The sequence below is a fragment of the uncultured Sulfuricurvum sp. genome (genome assembly GCF_937936435.1).
Lineage (GTDB): Bacteria > Campylobacterota > Campylobacteria > Campylobacterales > Sulfurimonadaceae > Sulfuricurvum.
Genome location: NZ_CALDDG010000007.1, coordinates 1 through 15,108 on the forward strand (window position 1 = coordinate 1; position 15,108 = coordinate 15,108).

Annotated in this window: 12 protein-coding genes; 2 read left to right on the plus strand and 10 right to left on the minus strand. The window is 46.6% G+C overall.

Features of this window, described 5'->3' with window-relative positions; translation table 11 throughout:
- Positions 1–1,013, plus strand: a 1,013-nt coding sequence (locus Q0389_RS01115; RefSeq protein ID WP_298690729.1) for a bifunctional diguanylate cyclase/phosphodiesterase, incomplete at its 5' end; no start/stop codon positions are given.
- A 54-nt stretch (positions 1,014–1,067) separates the two neighbouring features.
- Positions 1,068–2,669 (plus strand): methyl-accepting chemotaxis protein, encoded by a 1,602-nt coding sequence (locus Q0389_RS01120; protein ID WP_298690731.1) that lies wholly within the window; start codon positions 1,068–1,070, stop codon positions 2,667–2,669.
- On the opposite strand, the gene Q0389_RS01125 is transcribed toward Q0389_RS01120, so the two are convergent.
- From Q0389_RS01125 to Q0389_RS01170, 10 genes are all read right to left on the minus strand, one after another.
- Positions 2,666–3,427, minus strand: a complete 762-nt coding sequence (locus Q0389_RS01125; RefSeq protein ID WP_298690734.1) for a CheR family methyltransferase — start codon at positions 3,425–3,427, stop codon at positions 2,666–2,668. The two genes, Q0389_RS01120 and Q0389_RS01125, sit on opposite strands and share 4 nt — an antisense overlap.
- On the minus strand, positions 3,424–4,017 hold the full coding sequence (locus Q0389_RS01130) for a CheB methylesterase domain-containing protein (RefSeq protein WP_298690737.1): 594 nt from the start codon (positions 4,015–4,017) through the stop codon (positions 3,424–3,426). The genes Q0389_RS01125 and Q0389_RS01130 overlap by 4 nt, the downstream gene beginning before the upstream one ends.
- A 19-nt stretch (positions 4,018–4,036) precedes the next feature.
- Entirely contained in the window at positions 4,037–4,405 is a 369-nt protein-coding gene (locus tag Q0389_RS01135) for a hypothetical protein (RefSeq protein WP_298690739.1), read from the minus strand.
- Between the two features lie 29 nt (positions 4,406–4,434).
- The gene (locus tag Q0389_RS01140; RefSeq protein ID WP_298690742.1) at positions 4,435–4,857 is read right to left on the minus strand and encodes a NifB/NifX family molybdenum-iron cluster-binding protein; all 423 of its coding nucleotides are present in this window, start codon (positions 4,855–4,857) and stop codon (positions 4,435–4,437) included.
- Positions 4,858–5,060: 203 nt separating this feature from the next.
- Positions 5,061–6,500, minus strand: a complete 1,440-nt coding sequence (locus Q0389_RS01145) for a methyl-accepting chemotaxis protein (protein ID WP_298690746.1) — start codon at positions 6,498–6,500, stop codon at positions 5,061–5,063.
- Positions 6,469–6,954 carry a PAS domain-containing protein gene (locus Q0389_RS01150; RefSeq protein ID WP_298690749.1) on the minus strand — a complete coding sequence of 162 codons (486 nt, stop codon included), beginning with the start codon at positions 6,952–6,954 and terminating at the stop codon, positions 6,469–6,471. The genes Q0389_RS01145 and Q0389_RS01150 overlap by 32 nt, the downstream gene beginning before the upstream one ends.
- 118 nt (positions 6,955–7,072) lie before the next feature.
- Complete coding sequence (locus Q0389_RS01155) at positions 7,073–9,349, minus strand: diguanylate cyclase (RefSeq protein WP_298690752.1); 2,277 nt, start codon at positions 9,347–9,349, stop codon at positions 7,073–7,075.
- Between the two features lie 123 nt (positions 9,350–9,472).
- The gene (locus Q0389_RS01160; RefSeq protein ID WP_298690755.1) at positions 9,473–10,750 is read right to left on the minus strand and encodes a DEAD/DEAH box helicase; all 1,278 of its coding nucleotides are present in this window, start codon (positions 10,748–10,750) and stop codon (positions 9,473–9,475) included.
- A 165-nt stretch (positions 10,751–10,915) separates the two neighbouring features.
- The gene (locus Q0389_RS01165) at positions 10,916–12,727 is read right to left on the minus strand and encodes a diguanylate cyclase (RefSeq protein ID WP_298690758.1); all 1,812 of its coding nucleotides are present in this window, start codon (positions 12,725–12,727) and stop codon (positions 10,916–10,918) included.
- Positions 12,728–15,108 (minus strand): EAL domain-containing protein (locus tag Q0389_RS01170; protein WP_298690761.1); only part of this gene is annotated, 2,381 nt, incomplete at its 5' end.

A 15,108-nucleotide genomic window follows, 5' to 3' on the forward strand; every position in this document is an offset into this window, starting at 1 on the left:
TCATTGACATTGTTGAAAAACTGATCCATGCGTTTAAAGAACCTTTTATCATCGACGGCCGAACGCTGCACACGACTCTTAGTATCGGAATCGCCGTCTATCCGCATGACGGTACCGATGCCGAAACGTTATTACAGCATGCCGATACCGCCATGTATAAAGCGAAATCGGACGGTAGAAACACGTTTTGTTTTTACGCCGATGAAATGGGAGAGAAGGCTTTTGAACGGATCGTTTTAGAAAATGCTCTCCGGATCGCGATTAAAGAGAACCAGTTTGAAGTCTATTACCAACCCCAAATCGATCTTACGAATTACGAATTGATCGGGATGGAGGCTCTGGTACGGTGGAATCATCCTACGTGGGGCGTTGTCTCTCCTGCGACTTTTATCCCCTTATGCGAAGAGACGGGACTCATTCAAGAAATCGATTTCTTTGTCCTTGAAACCGTTGTTCAGCAGCAAATGCTCTGGCAACAACAAGGGATAAAAATCGTCAAAACGGCAGTAAACATCTCGGCAAAAACCCTCTCGAGCCGCCTCGTCGCCAAAGAGGTAGCGGCCATTATGAAATTTTACCGCTGCGATCCGAGGTTCATCGCCATCGAAATCACCGAATCGCATATTATGAAAAATCCGGAAGAGGCAACGACCATATTGCAAGAATTTAAGAGTTACGGATTGGAAATATCGGTCGATGATTTCGGTACGGGATATTCATCGCTCTCGTATCTCAAACGTCTCCCTATCGATAAGCTCAAAATCGATCAAAGTTTTATCCAAAACATCCCTTTTGACGAAGAAGACGCGACCATAGCCAAAACCATCATAGGATTGACCCACAACTTGAAACTCGATGTTATCGCCGAAGGGGTGGAAACGATCGAGCATGAAAACTTTTTGCTCGAAAACGGCTGTACGTTGGCACAAGGATATCTTTATGCCAAACCTCTAAATACCTCGGCGATTACCGTACACTTATCTGATCCTTTCGCTTTTGCCGCGAGAATTTAACCTTTAATATGCTAAGATTGCCCTATATTTTATGGAAATAATGAGGTTCTCCCGATGAATTTATCGACTATCAAAGGGAAACTGATGGCTATGACGGTACTCAGTTTCATCACATTCGCCGTATTAGGATACCTGTCATATTCCAACAATGCCGATGCTAAAAAAACGGCTGAAAGACTGGTACTGATCGCCGATATCAGAGCCAATACCAACGGGGCATTGATGGAAATCCGCGGTTTCCAAATCCATTTTGAACAAAACAATCTCGACCGTTATCATGAGCGGGTTCAAAAACTCGGCGAAGCGCTCGATAAACTCTCCACCATGACCCGTTCAAAAGAGAACAAAGATCGCCTGTCGAAATTAAAAGCCGACTTGCAAGAGTGGGATAACGTAAATGCACCGCGAATCGAAATAATTGCCAAATATAAAAATGCCATATATTCAGACTCGTTTCGGGAGTCTCCGGAAGGTAAAAAGCTTGAATCAATCGCCGATGAAGCCGGTAAGCGTCACGCAGTATTCAATGATGACGTTCTTTCTCTCGTAAAATCGATGAAAGAAAAAAATCTCGCTACTCTTGATTCCAATGCTCTGACTATCGAGCTGTTAATCCTCGCAAGTATCATCTTTATGATCGTCGTTTTTTATACGATCTCCCGAAATATCGTCGGCTCTATCAGCCGACTTGAACAATCGATCGACATCATCGTCAAAAATCGCGATTTTGCCCACAATGCGATCATCGATGGCAAAGACGAATTAGCCCAAATGAGTCACAAGCTAAACGAACTCGTTACGGTTTTGCGCCAAGCGTTTCAGGGTATCCGCTCGGCGTCGAGTGAAAATCTTTCCGTTTCCGCCGAACTCTCCGCTACAACCCTCTCGATCGGAAAGGCCGCTGAAGAGGAGGCTAAAATCGTTATGCAGACGACCTCTGAGTCCGATACGATGAAAGAAGCGATGAAAGCATCCGCCAAGGAAGCTGAAAGCGTCAAAAATAAAGCCATTGACGCAAGAGGAACGTTGCAGGAAGCGCAATCGGCACTCCATAATACGATCGATCAGCTTTCGCTTACCGTCCAAATGGAAGGGGAAATCAACGATCGTCTTAATTCCCTCTCACAAGAAGCATCCCAGGTCAAACAAGTCCTGACCGTCATTGCCGACATCGCCGATCAAACCAATCTGTTAGCCCTTAATGCAGCCATCGAAGCGGCCCGTGCCGGAGAACACGGACGGGGGTTTGCCGTCGTAGCCGACGAAGTACGCAAACTGGCCGAACGGACCCAAAAAAGCCTGGTCGAAACGAATGCAACCGTAAACGTCATTGTCCAATCTATCAACGATATTACCGATCAAATGAATCACAACGCCAAACGGATAGAACAACTGGCCGAAGCTTCCGCAGAAGTCAATGATCATACCGAAGTTGCCGTCGAAGCATTGGCCGATACCGTTACCGCTATCGAAAAGCTCTCCAACGATACGCAAGCCAACGCCTTGACAACAGAGTCGATTATTAAAAAGATTGAAAATATTAACGAACTTTCAACGTCAAATGCCCGCAGCGTCGAAGAAATCGCCGCCGCGGCAGAGCATCTGCATCAGATGACGGAGCAGCTCACGGCTCAGATTTCAGTTTTTAAAACCTAAACGTGATAAATTATCCCCCGTTGGGAACGCAACGGGGTGAATAGTTCTCTTGCCCCGATGTGATCGTCGGCATGCCCGATAATCAAAAATCCTTTCAAATGTTCCCGAAACCGTTCTAAAAGTTCTTTGTTCTTTTCGGCATCGAAATAGATCATCATATTTCGGCTAAAGATGACGTCAAATATCCCCAGTTCTTTCCATAACGTATCTTGGAATACGTTACCGGTGACAAAACGTATTTTGATCTCAGGACACGGCACAACCTGATAACCGTTTTCCGTACTCTTGAAATAACGTTCCAAGACTGTTTTATCGACTGCATGAACCGAACGGCCCGAGTAAATCCCTTTTCGGGCTTTTTCGATCATCTCTTCGGAGATATCGATCCCGATAATTTCTACCGGTCTTTTACCTATTCGGGAAAGTGTGCAAATGCGCAATGCCAAAGTATAAACCTCTTCTCCGCTTGAGCACGGTGCCGAAAGGATACGTATAGGCATAGAAGACTCTTTGGTATCCAATTCCGGGAGAATCTCGTCGATCAGACGGTCAAAATGGTGTGACTCGCGTTCAAAATAGGTCTCGTTCGTCGTAATCAATTCGATCAATTCTTTAGGAATAGGTCGAGATTTATCCGGAACGGCACCGCCGTTTTCGAGATATCTGCCGATCCGGTCGCGATCGCTTTGCCGTGAGAGGACAATTCCGACTTCCCTCTGAATTTGCTCTAATATAGCTGTTATGAGTGCCTCGTTCATGATCTTCCAAATTCTAAAATGGTTTGGGCAATCTCATCGACGGGAAGAATGAGACAAGCCCCCCCTCTTTCGATAGCTCTGCCGGGCATGCCGAATACAGCCGAACTTTTTTCATCCTGACAGACGCTCAAGCCGCCTAAAGACTTGATTGCAACCATTCCGTTAGCCCCATCATCACCAATTCCGGTTAAGAGCACCGCAAGAATCGACGAAGGTTCGTATACTTTCGAGGCGCTCAGAAACATGACGTCGACACTCGGCATAAAATCGTTTCGAATAGCGGAAGAAGAATGGGCGACAACGGGAGAGCGGTCTTTGGAAAGGGAAAATTCCAGATGCGTTCCCCCCTTTGCCACAACAATCATCCCCGGTTCGAGAAGAAGTCCGTCATACGATTCCACGACTTTGCTCGAAGTACATGTTTGAAGTCGGGCGACAAATGAAAAGGTAAGTTCGGGAGGGAAATGCTGTACGATACATATCGGATGAAGAAGAGGTTCCGGCAATGCACAGATCAGTTTCTCGATGACTCCAGGCCCGCCGGTCGAAGCGCCGATAAGGATAATTTTATGATGATGCGCCGCTCTCATGCAACCTATCTTGTGAAAATCATTGTGCGATATTCCACTGTAATCTTTTTAGGAGTGTATCATAGACTTTCTGTATTTCTTCCTCTTCGGGATCACCTCGAAAGTCACATTGCGATCGCCCGATCATTTTGTCCCGTTTTTTTGCGGTTACCCGGATATATCCGTCGATCCCTGTTCCGAAAGAGCGGCTTTGAGGATTCGTACAATGCGCATAATGAACATCGATCTCTATCCGTGTCTCGGCATTCTCGCTTTGTTTGATTGTCGAACGAACCTTGCCGCTCAAATCGTCGATACGGATCGATGCCGGAGGATGAGCAACAAAAGCGGGATCGTCGATTTGGGTATAAATCTCGGGTTCGAAACATCCGGAAAACAACCATAACATTCCCCCAAAGAGGGAGAGTTTACCCGTTTTCAGGCGTGTGAACGATGATGATGTACTCCGGTGGAACAGCAGTTTTGTACGTGAGTGTGGGGATGAGATTCCTCCTCCCCTAATAAATCACGATAGGTTTCCGCCGTCACCTCTTTGAGTTTTCCGTCCTGAAACATCCGAATCGCTTCTGAAACCGTGATTCTTCCCTCTCCGGCGAAATAGACTTTGATCCCGTAACTTTTCAAAAGAGTAAAGGGATTTAATCCTAAATGGGACGTAATCAATACATCAACGTTCTTCGCAATCAGTGTACGGGCGACATCACGCCCTCCGTTTTGTTCCATCCGTTCGATGGATACTCCCGTCTCCTCATTCGTAAAAGCAAAATATTTGGCATTTCCGAATAATGGGGCCAACGGAGCGTCGTCATGATCATTTTTTACAGGCATAGCCACTATCATAATTGATCCTTTTTGAAATTATCTGGTTTAATTATAATACTATTGACGATTAAAGTCAAGTAAATTATATATTTTAAACGTCAATATTTTTTAACGCGATCTATCCGAAGAGAACATACCGTTGTTGAAAAAGTGCGATTGGATGAAGTGTTTTTGTAGAAAGAGGAGTATTAAGAGGTGAATTCCACCTCTTGTAAGAAAGCTTATGCGCGCAGATTCATCTCGTGCTGTTCGAGTACCATACCGTCTAGCAATTCGAAAAGCGTCTTGCTCGCTTCTTCCATTTGCGTAAAATTTTTTAAGATTATCGGAACGATATCCTGACGGTTTTGGATCTTTTGGTCGACGAATTTCATATTTTCAATCGCAAGTTCATGTACGCTTTGATGATATCTGTCCAGAGCCTGAAACGCTTTGGTTTTTCCGAAGAACTCTGCGCCTCCCGACAAATACCATTTGCCGAAACGGCAATGTTTATGATCGGAGAATTCCTGCGTTTTGTCATCCTCCAAAATAGAAGAATAGGCTTCATGTTTAAATACGATATGGTCAATTTTCGCTAAACTCACAAATAACTGGTTTTGTATAAATAAAGAGTCTTTTGCCGTATTGTCCGCGTCTCGGTTAAACTGGCTGAGTGCTTCGGAGACTTTGGTCACTTTCGGAAGCGCCTCGTTAGAGATATCCGACATCTCTTTTGCGTGTGATGTAATCTCATCCGTTTCATCTAACAAAGAGCGGATCGTAAGTGCAATCTCTTGGGTAGCCTGCTGTGTCCGCTCGGCCAGTTTGCGTACTTCGTCGGCTACGACGGCGAATCCGCGCCCGTGTTCTCCGGCACGGGCCGCTTCGATGGCGGCATTAAGAGCCAGCAGATTGGTTTGGTTCGCAATCTCTTTGATCAAATCGGCAATGGTAGATATCTCCTGTGTTTTGGAGCCCAGTATCTCGATCCCGCTGTACGTTTGAACGACCCGTTCATTCAACGTATAAAAGTTTTGAAGCAAATGTTCTACAGAGTGCAGGCTGTATTGCGCATTTTCGGAGGTGATTTTAGCGCGGGAAGTGATCTCTTCCATAATTTTATTGCTCTTGGTAATATCACCGCGCAACGTATTTAATCCGCCGTTCGGCCCCCCTCCGATCTCTCTGAAGCTGTCGCTGTAATGGCGTCGCGCAAACAGAGTCTGCTGTGCTTTGATCCCTGCACTGGAGGCATTGATCGGATCGACCGATAATTGGAACAGCCCTTTGAAGCCATCAGGATGCATAATATGGTTCTCTTCCCCTTTTTCGGCCAGTTGTATCGCCAGTATGCTCTCGCGCATGTAAGCTTCGACCTGATCGAGCAGATTATTGAAATTCCAGGCCAACCGTTCATACGGAGAATCGGAACTGATCGCAGTGATTCGCCCTTCCAATTTTCCTTCGGAAGCAGCCGATAAAACGGACTCTATCCTCTCTAGGATCGGATCTTTAGAGACGGATGAAAACGACATAAAAGCGATTGCGATGACCGCTGCCCCTAAAACTGCAGGAATCAGGACATTCGAAGCAAAGCAAAAATAGAAGATCGTAGCACCCCACACCCCTGATGATACGAGGAAAGGCTTATTTTTGAAGGCCAAGGACAAATTGGTCATAGGTCATTCCCTGTTGTTGAAGTAGTGTTAATAAATACGTTTCGGAAGCATTCATTCCCCCTTTTGCTTCCGCTTCGAGCAAATCGCGGTAAAGAGGTTCTATGACAGAAATAGCTTTAGCTGAAGGTGCCCGTCGTACCGAATAATAACCGATTGTTTCTCCTGATGGATCAAAGGAGGGGGTAACGTACGCAAAAACCCAGTAATGGTCTCCCTGCTTGGTCTTATTTTTGACATAGGCATAAATCCCTCCCCGCTCGCGAATCCGTTCCCATAACAATTTGAAAACGACTTTCGGCATATCCGCATGACGAAGAATACTATGAGGAGTTTGTAACAACTCTTTTTCGGAATATCCGGACATTTGGATAAACGTTTCGTTGCCGTAGGTGATCAACCCGTCCAGATCGGTTTTAGAGACGATAAACGCTCCGGGCTTCATCTGTATTTCCATGAAAAACTCGCATAGTTAAATTAAACAAAACAAGAATATCATATTACTTAGTTCATTTTAATGGAAACCAACAATGAAATACGGTTTTAATTGCCTTCTTTTTAACCACTAAACGCGATTAGATGGAGGGAATCGGTTCTTTGCAGACCTTATTTCTGCCGCTATTTTTTGCCTCGTAGAGCGCTTCATCGATCCGGGCTATATTTTCATGAACCGTCCGCATTCGGATCAGTTCTCCGACACCTATGCTCACCGTTACGGGGCGGTCAATCCCGAATGGAAACGTTTCGACCGATTGACGAAGATTCTCCGCCGCACTGTAGGATTGTTCGAGTGAGGTATTCGGAAGGATAACGATAAATTCTTCTCCGCCCCATCGACCGATCGTATCGGTTTGGCGCAATGTATTTTTAAACACCTCGGCCAAAAGCTGCAAAATACGGTCTCCTTCCTGATGTCCCAACGTATCGTTTACCGTTTTAAAATAATCGATATCCAGAATCATCACACCGCATTTATATTCACGGTAACGATCGACTTTTCGCTGTTCTTCCATCAGTTTTTCGTCCGTTTTTTGCCGATTGTACAAACCTGTGAGTTTATCGATGATGGAGAGTTTGATCAGTTTCGCGTTATAACGCTTGAGTTCGTAATAGCGCATGAAGAAAACCAATCCGACGATGGATAAGAGGGCGAACGCTTTCCACAGTTTACTCTGATCGATCCACGGCACCTGTTCGACCGTAGCCGTCCATCGATTGTATATCTCCTGCATCGTGGGCTCATCCAATCCTGCTACCAGTTTCTCGAAAATACCGTGCAATATCGGCTCGTCGTTACGGGTACCGACACCCAGCAATACTTTATCTTCCAATCGCGAGGAGACTTTGAGCGTCCCCGTATACTCTTTTTGGATGTAGGTTGAAACTACGACGAGGTTATCGATATAGCCGTACAGCGATCCGTTTTCCACCTCTTTCAAGCCGTCTTTGATCGAGTCTACTTCGACGATATCCATCTGCGGAAACTGCTCTTTCAATTTTTCGGTAATAGCATACCCTTTGACCGAACCGATCTTTTTACCGATCAGGGTCGTAATATTTTCCGTAAAGGGTTTATCCATCGATGTCGCCATGACGATCGGCAAAGTAATATAGGCGGATGTGAAATCCATATATTTTTGTCGCTGAGGCGTTGCCGAAGCGAGAGAGAGGATATCGCATTTGCGTTCTTGTGCATAATGGAGCGATTCATCCCAAGAACGTGTCGGAACCAGTTGAATCGCAATACCGAGCTTTTGTTCAAAATTTTTCATCACATCGGCGGCAATACCGATATGTTTCCCATCTTCAATCCGTTCAAAAGGGTACCATTCCGGATCGATGCACATCGATATTTTTTTCTTACGGAGCAGATACTCTTTTTCAGCCGTCGACAACGCAACACCGCCGTTAGCATTTCCGATCACCTCTTTAAACATAAAACGGCCTAATTTTTGTTCCTCAACCAATGCACCCGCCTGCATCAGCTGTTTAAACGATCGGATGCTCAGTTCTTCATTCACCTGCCCTATCGGGAAAAAATCGCGCATCATCAGTTTGCGTGTGATTTTAGCCTCGTATTTTAATTTCGACCGTGTTTTTCCGACATGGTATTTATGAATCAACAGATCGATGATTTCATCTTCGTGATCGAGCGCATAGGCCCATCCCCGATTGGTCGCATCGATAAACTTCTGGGTTCTCTCCGTATGATAGAGAGCCTCTTTTTGGGATGTGAAGAGATTGACCGCACTCATCACAAAACCGTATTGTCCCGGATCGATAATGGTATAGGGGATACCGAGACGGTCGAGGTCATAGAGCTGATTCGAGCTGAAAGCGCTCATTACGTCCACTTTTTTCTCGATAAATGCGTCGATATTAAACGTGTGGGGGATAAAGTGAGAGTTTTTAGGTGTGATATTGAAATGGGCAAGCAGAAGCGCTAAAGAGCTATATTTAAGTTCATCCGTTGTCCCCATAATCGTTTTTCCTACCATATCGGCAGGAGTTTCAATCCCTTTTTGGGCGACGAATACGAGAGGCGAGTGTTGAAAATAGGTGGCGAGCAGAACGATCGGCTTAACCCGACCGTTTTCGACGACGATACTGGAATTATAGACTCCGTACGTCGCTTTTTGAGTTAGAACGTCCGAGACGATATCCGTCCCTTCTTCGTATTCGCGCAGTTCGACATCCAGTCCGGCATCACGATAATATCCGTGCTCTTGTGCGGCAATGAAACCCGCAAATTCAAACTGATATTTCCAGTCCAGCTGAACCGAAACCTTTTGAAGAGAATTTGCCTGCAGCAAAAGGGCTGAAACAATCACGAAAAGAAAAAAACGTACCATATCCGCAAATCCCTAATCTCTTCTATCGGAAGATTGAACGATTGTACAATAATTTTTTGAAATATTTCTCAAAAATAAACAAAAATTAAGAGTTATCACTATGAGATTTTCCCGATAAATCTTTTAGCGTCTTTTGGAACCGGTATTAGCACCTCTTTTGTCATGTTTCTGTACAGGCTTGTTTTCCCTGTCGCTTCGATTGCGGTTTTGTTGTCCTGCGCTGTTTCCGCCTCGGCCCCGTTGGATCGGCTCGGCTTTGATCGAAGGGTCGGGCTCAAATCCTTCGATGATATGCCGATCGAGTTTCTTATTGATCAGTTTTTCAATCCCTTTGAGATACTCCGCTTCATCCACGCACACGAGCGACAAAGCTTCCCCTTCGCAGCCGGCACGCCCCGTCCGTCCGATACGGTGAACATAATCCTCCGCGATGTTGGGAAGTTCGAAATTGACGACATGCGGCAATGCATCGATATCGATCCCGCGGGCGGCAATGTCGGTTGCGACCAAAACTCTTACGGTACTTCGTTTAAAATCATCGAGAGCTTTGGTTCGGGCACTTTGACTTTTGTTTCCGTGGATCGCCGCGGCGCTGACACCGATTTTCTGTAGATACTCGCTGAGTTTGTTGGCTCCGTGTTTGGTTCGGGTAAAAACAAGTACCTGTTCCCATTTTTTCTCCGTTATCAGTTTCCCCAACAAAGCGCTTTTACGTTTGCAATCGACAAGAATTACACTTTGCGCTACCAACTCGCTGGAAGTATTGCGACGTGCCACTTCCACCTCGGCAGGATTGCGCAGCAGAGTATTGGCAAGGGTTTTGATCTCGTCAGAATAAGTCGCTGAGAAAAGAAGATTCTGACGCTGTTTCGGCAGTATCGTAATGACACGGCGGATATCGCGGATAAATCCCATATCGAGCATCCGGTCGGCTTCGTCCAGAACAAAAATCTCGACACCGCTCAAATCGACTGTCCCCTGTGATATATGATCGAGCAGACGCCCCGGTGTCGCGATGAGGATGTCGATCCCGTTTCGAAGCATCGTTATTTGCGGATTAATTCCCACTCCGCCGAAAACAACGGCGCTTTTTAGCGGAAGATATTTACCGTACAGTTTGACACTTTCGGCAACCTGTGCGGCCAACTCACGCGTCGGTGTCAAAATCAGAGCACGGATTTTTCGATGCGGTTTCGGACTCTTCTTTTCACTCAGAAGCTGCAGCAGCGGTAAAGTAAATCCCGCCGTTTTTCCGGTACCGGTCTGGGCGCCTGCGAGCATGTCACGCCCTTCGAGAATAAACGGTATGGCTTGAGCCTGTACGGGGGTCGGAATCGTATACCCCTGATCGTCGATGGCCCGCAGCAACGGGGCGGATAGATGTAAATCGGTAAATGTCATAATGAGCTGTCCTTTGGTGGTCAGGCCCAACAAAAGTCGTAACTCAGGACGGTTTCAGGCGAGGAGAAAACGGAGTGAAGTATGCATTTAAGAGCATGTTCGTAGCAACACCAACCGTAGGTGCAGTTAATCAGTCCATTCTAGCATATCTCTGCTGGAAACTTCCTATTGTTCCACCCGATTACGCCCTTTTGATTTGGCACGGTAGAGCAACTCGTCCACACGCTGAAGCAATCCCTCCGGAGATTCATTTTCATGCAAGGTGGCTACTCCGAACGAACAGGTCAATCGCCCTACATTCTCGAAGTTTTCCAATTCAATGGCAATACGCAAGGTTTTCGCGATCATGCAACTCTCATCCAATGGAGTGTCCGGCAGAAGAATAATAAACTCTTCACCGCCCCATCGGGCAAAAATATCGCTTTTTCTAAGCCGTCTTTTTACCAAAGCGGCGATATCTTTTAATACCTCATCGCCTATCAAATGACCGTATTCGTCATTAACCCGTTTAAAATGATCGATGTCGAAGAAGATGACTCCCAAAGGTCTTTGTTCTCTCACCGCGACATTGATTGCATGTTTGTACACCATCGTAAAATGGAGGCGGTTAGCGATCCCCGTCAGCGGATCGTTCATCGAGATCGACTGCATGGACGAAATATCGGTAAAAATCACCACATACCGGCTCTCCTCTTTGTAGCGGATAAGGGAGAGTTTGACGTCGAAGATCGTCGTTTGGCTGTCGACTGTGATCTTCGCTTTATGATTTTGCATCGGATGATCGATGATGTGCTGGGTCCATCGTTTGTCGTTGCGCATCGGCATCAAATACTCTTCGGTATCCCCCTCCTCGAAATATTCGCATACGCAGGCATGTTTGCGTTTGAAATCGGCAACGTTCGCAAAGTTAAAATAGGCTAAAAATGTTTGATTCGCGGCAATCAGCTGTTCACCGTCGGTAACAATCACAGGTGAGGGGATCGCATCCAAAACGGTCTGGTTATACATCTCCTGAAAACTCATTTTGGTGGCAACGGCATCGTATACCCGATTAATAATCAGCGTCAATACGACAATCAGTGCAATCGTTATCCCCAGCGTCACAATCACCATTTGTCTTACATGTTCCCAGAAATCGGGAACTTCGCGAGTAAATATCACCCTGCCGACCGATCGGTTGAGATAATCCGTAACCGGTATCGTGATGACGGCAAACGAGTGTTCCGAAAATCGAATGATTGTATTCGCATCCTTTGCGGTGAGGTTTCCGCAGGCTTTAATCAAAGGACGGAGTTCTACGGGGAGATCGATTGCCGTATAATCGCCGATCTGAACATAGTGTTCGACATTGCTCAACTGTCCGATATGATTTTTATCGATCATAAAAAAAGAGCGGTATCCTGTATAGCGATACACTTTGTCGATCAAATACGGCGTCGCTATCCCAAACTCGACTGCCCCCAAATAATGCCCCTGATCTACAATGGGGACCAATATCCGAAACGCCAGCCCGCGGCGTCCCTCCTCAAATCCGTATACGATTCGATGATGCTTATGGATATCGGCAACCATGGAGCGCTGCTGTGCGATTGCATCGCCGAACACGTCAGGGCGGTGCATCCGCAGCAACGAAGTTCCGTCTGCATTATGAAACTGCATAACGATCAACGAAGGATTTTCCGTTTGAATCACTTTCCAACGGGGAAGAATCAGACGGTACAGAGTATCGCGGTCTTGTGCTTTGATCGCTTCCAACACATAGGGGGTCTGAATGTTGGAATGGGCTCGGGCCGTATAAAAGTGGACGAGTTCGCGAACCGTCTCCGCATAATAGTGGTTGATACTCGTATACGCTTCGGCAGTCCGCAGATCGTTTTGCTGTTTTTCATGATAGACACTATATAGGGTCACGACCGCAGCGACACCTATGATGACGGCGCTCAACGTCAAAAGTATTTTAATTTTCAAACGGATCATTTAGACTTCTTTTTTTGCCGACATCGTCATCACATAGGTTTCAAACTCTTCTATCGGCAGCGGGCGACTAAACCAGTATCCCTGAAAAGCATAACATCCCATTCCCGCAAGAGCGTTACGCTGCTCCGCACTTTCAACCCCTTCGGCAATAACCCGAAGTCCCATACTTTCGGCCAATGCGATCGTCGAACGGCACAAAATCGCGTCGTTAGTGTCGATCAAAATATCCCGGACAAAACTTTGATCGATTTTCAGTTGATCCAGAGGGAGCCGTTTCAGATACGATAGCGATGAATAGCCGGTACCGAAATCATCCAAAGAAAAAGAGATTCCCGCGGCTTTTAATCGGGCCATTTTTTCCACAACATTCTCAAAATCATGAACCAGCAGACTTTCGGTCAATTCGAATTTCAACCGTTTCGGATCCGCACCGCTCGTTTCGATGATCGCCAAGACCTGCTCTACGAAATCGTTTTGACTGAACTGGCGGACGCTGACATTGACCGCGACCATCAATCTGTTTGTATGCGGGTCATCCGACCATCGTGCCAGCTGGTCGCAGGCGCTCTTCAAAATCCATTGCCCTAACGGAAGGATCAAACCCGTCGCCTCTGCCACCGGAATAAACTCCAAAGGCGAAACGAGCCCTCTTTGGGGATGACGCCAGCGGATGAGCGCTTCGCATCCCGTGACAATGCATTCATCCATAATTTGCGGCTGGTAATAAAGAAGAAACTGATTTTCGTCAATCCCTTTACGCAGATCTTCTTCCAGTTTTGCCCGTTCTTTGAGGGTAAATTCCATTTCCGGGTCGAAAAAGCTGAGTCCGTTGCGTCCGGCTTCTTTGGCTTTGTACATCGCCAAATCCGCTTGTTTCATCAATTCGTCGATAGACGATTCGTCCCCTTGAAACAACGTCACTCCGATGCTGGCGCTGCTGCGGTGTCCGATACCGTTTAAGAGATACGTACTGTTGAGGGATGTGAGGATTTTTTCTCCGACCGTCTCCCCCGCAGTCGCCGCTTCGGTTTTGATTTGACTTAAACCGACCAAAATAACGACAAACTCATCCCCTCCGAACCGGGCGACACTGTCCCCTTCCCGAACGCATCCGCTGATGCGGCGCGCCGCTTCTTTCAGCAAAATATCCCCTGTATCGTGCCCGAGCGTATCGTTCAAAGTTTTGAAATTATCCAGATCGATAAAGAGCAATGCTCCGTAACTACCGCTTCGAGACGTACCTGCAATCGCCTGGCGTAAGCGATCCATCAGCAATCTGCGGTTCGGCAATCCGGTCAACTGATCCGAAAACGCCAATACCCCGATCTGCTCCTCCGCTTGTTTGCTCCTTGTTACGTCCGTATCGCTGCCGCGGTACCCTATCAAGTTCCCTTCCGAATCGACCATAGCGATGGCATTCGTCGAAAGCCATACCGATTCTCCCGTACTCGACACGGCCGGCGTTTGAAGATGTTCAAACGATTCATGCCGCTTAAAGGTGTCGAACGCCGCGGTTTTAAACGCTTCACGCCCTTCATGCGGATGAAGATCGTAAAAGTATTTATGCCCGATCAGCTCTTCGGGACGATACCCCAATACGATCGATACGCCGTTACTCACATACGTATACAGCCCCGTTGCATCCACTTCCCATATAAACGTTCGGCTATGGGCGTTAAGCTGTTCAAAGCGTTCTTCACTCTCATGAAGATTTTGTTGCTGCATCCGAATATTTCGATCGGTTCGACGCAAGAGAAAAAAGATAAATACGATTACCAAACCGGTAAGTACGACGCCTATTAGTGCGTTGGCCAGCACAAAATGGAAGAATTCGTTTCGCTCAGTCGATATATCGTTCATGATGATCATATCGCCGACCTCTTTACCCGATACATCCTGAATCGGGAGGATCGAAACCCGCCACTCTTTTCCTCTGTTGAAAATCTGATGATTGATATCACGCCCGTTTAAGCGTTCCTGAACATGGTGTTCCTCCATCAATCCAAAAACGTTATAGAGATGGCTGCTCGAAGTATAGATGACCGCTTCATCCGGGAGCTGATTCCAATCGGCAGGCCGGCCGAGCATCTTCATACCCTCTTCCCACGCCTGACGTTTCAAATACTCTTTTCGAATCACTACCGCGATTTCATTACCGCTTTTTGCGTGTAGAGTTTGGAGAATATCCTCGATCTCTTTCCCAAGCTCGACATAACCGACCAATTCCCCCTTATCGAATACGGGTTCGACGACCCGAAGAGTAAACGTCCCTAACGGCCCGATCTCGATTCCCGAAACCGTTTTATGCTGCCACTCCGCTTTGAGTGCGGTAAAACGGTTGATAATATCCCCTTTTTTATCCGGTTTATGAACACGCAGAA

Excerpts from the sequence above, each read along its gene's own strand:
- Q0389_RS01120 (WP_298690731.1), top strand. The coding sequence starts at position 1,068 with ATGAATTTATCGACTATCAAAGGGAAACTGATGGCTATGACGGTACTC.
- Q0389_RS01125 (WP_298690734.1), bottom strand. The coding sequence starts at position 3,427 with ATGAACGAGGCACTCATAACAGCTATATTAGAGCAAATTCAGAGGGAA.
- Q0389_RS01130 (WP_298690737.1), bottom strand. The coding sequence starts at position 4,017 with ATGAGAGCGGCGCATCATCATAAAATTATCCTTATCGGCGCTTCGACC.
- Q0389_RS01135 (WP_298690739.1), bottom strand. The coding sequence starts at position 4,405 with ATGTTATGGTTGTTTTCCGGATGTTTCGAACCCGAGATTTATACCCAA.
- Q0389_RS01140 (WP_298690742.1), bottom strand. The coding sequence starts at position 4,857 with ATGATAGTGGCTATGCCTGTAAAAAATGATCATGACGACGCTCCGTTG.
- Q0389_RS01145 (WP_298690746.1), bottom strand. The coding sequence starts at position 6,500 with ATGACCAATTTGTCCTTGGCCTTCAAAAATAAGCCTTTCCTCGTATCA.
- Q0389_RS01150 (WP_298690749.1), bottom strand. The coding sequence starts at position 6,954 with ATGGAAATACAGATGAAGCCCGGAGCGTTTATCGTCTCTAAAACCGAT.
- Q0389_RS01155 (WP_298690752.1), bottom strand. The coding sequence starts at position 9,349 with ATGGTACGTTTTTTTCTTTTCGTGATTGTTTCAGCCCTTTTGCTGCAG.
- Q0389_RS01160 (WP_298690755.1), bottom strand. The coding sequence starts at position 10,750 with ATGACATTTACCGATTTACATCTATCCGCCCCGTTGCTGCGGGCCATC.
- Q0389_RS01165 (WP_298690758.1), bottom strand. The coding sequence starts at position 12,727 with ATGATCCGTTTGAAAATTAAAATACTTTTGACGTTGAGCGCCGTCATC.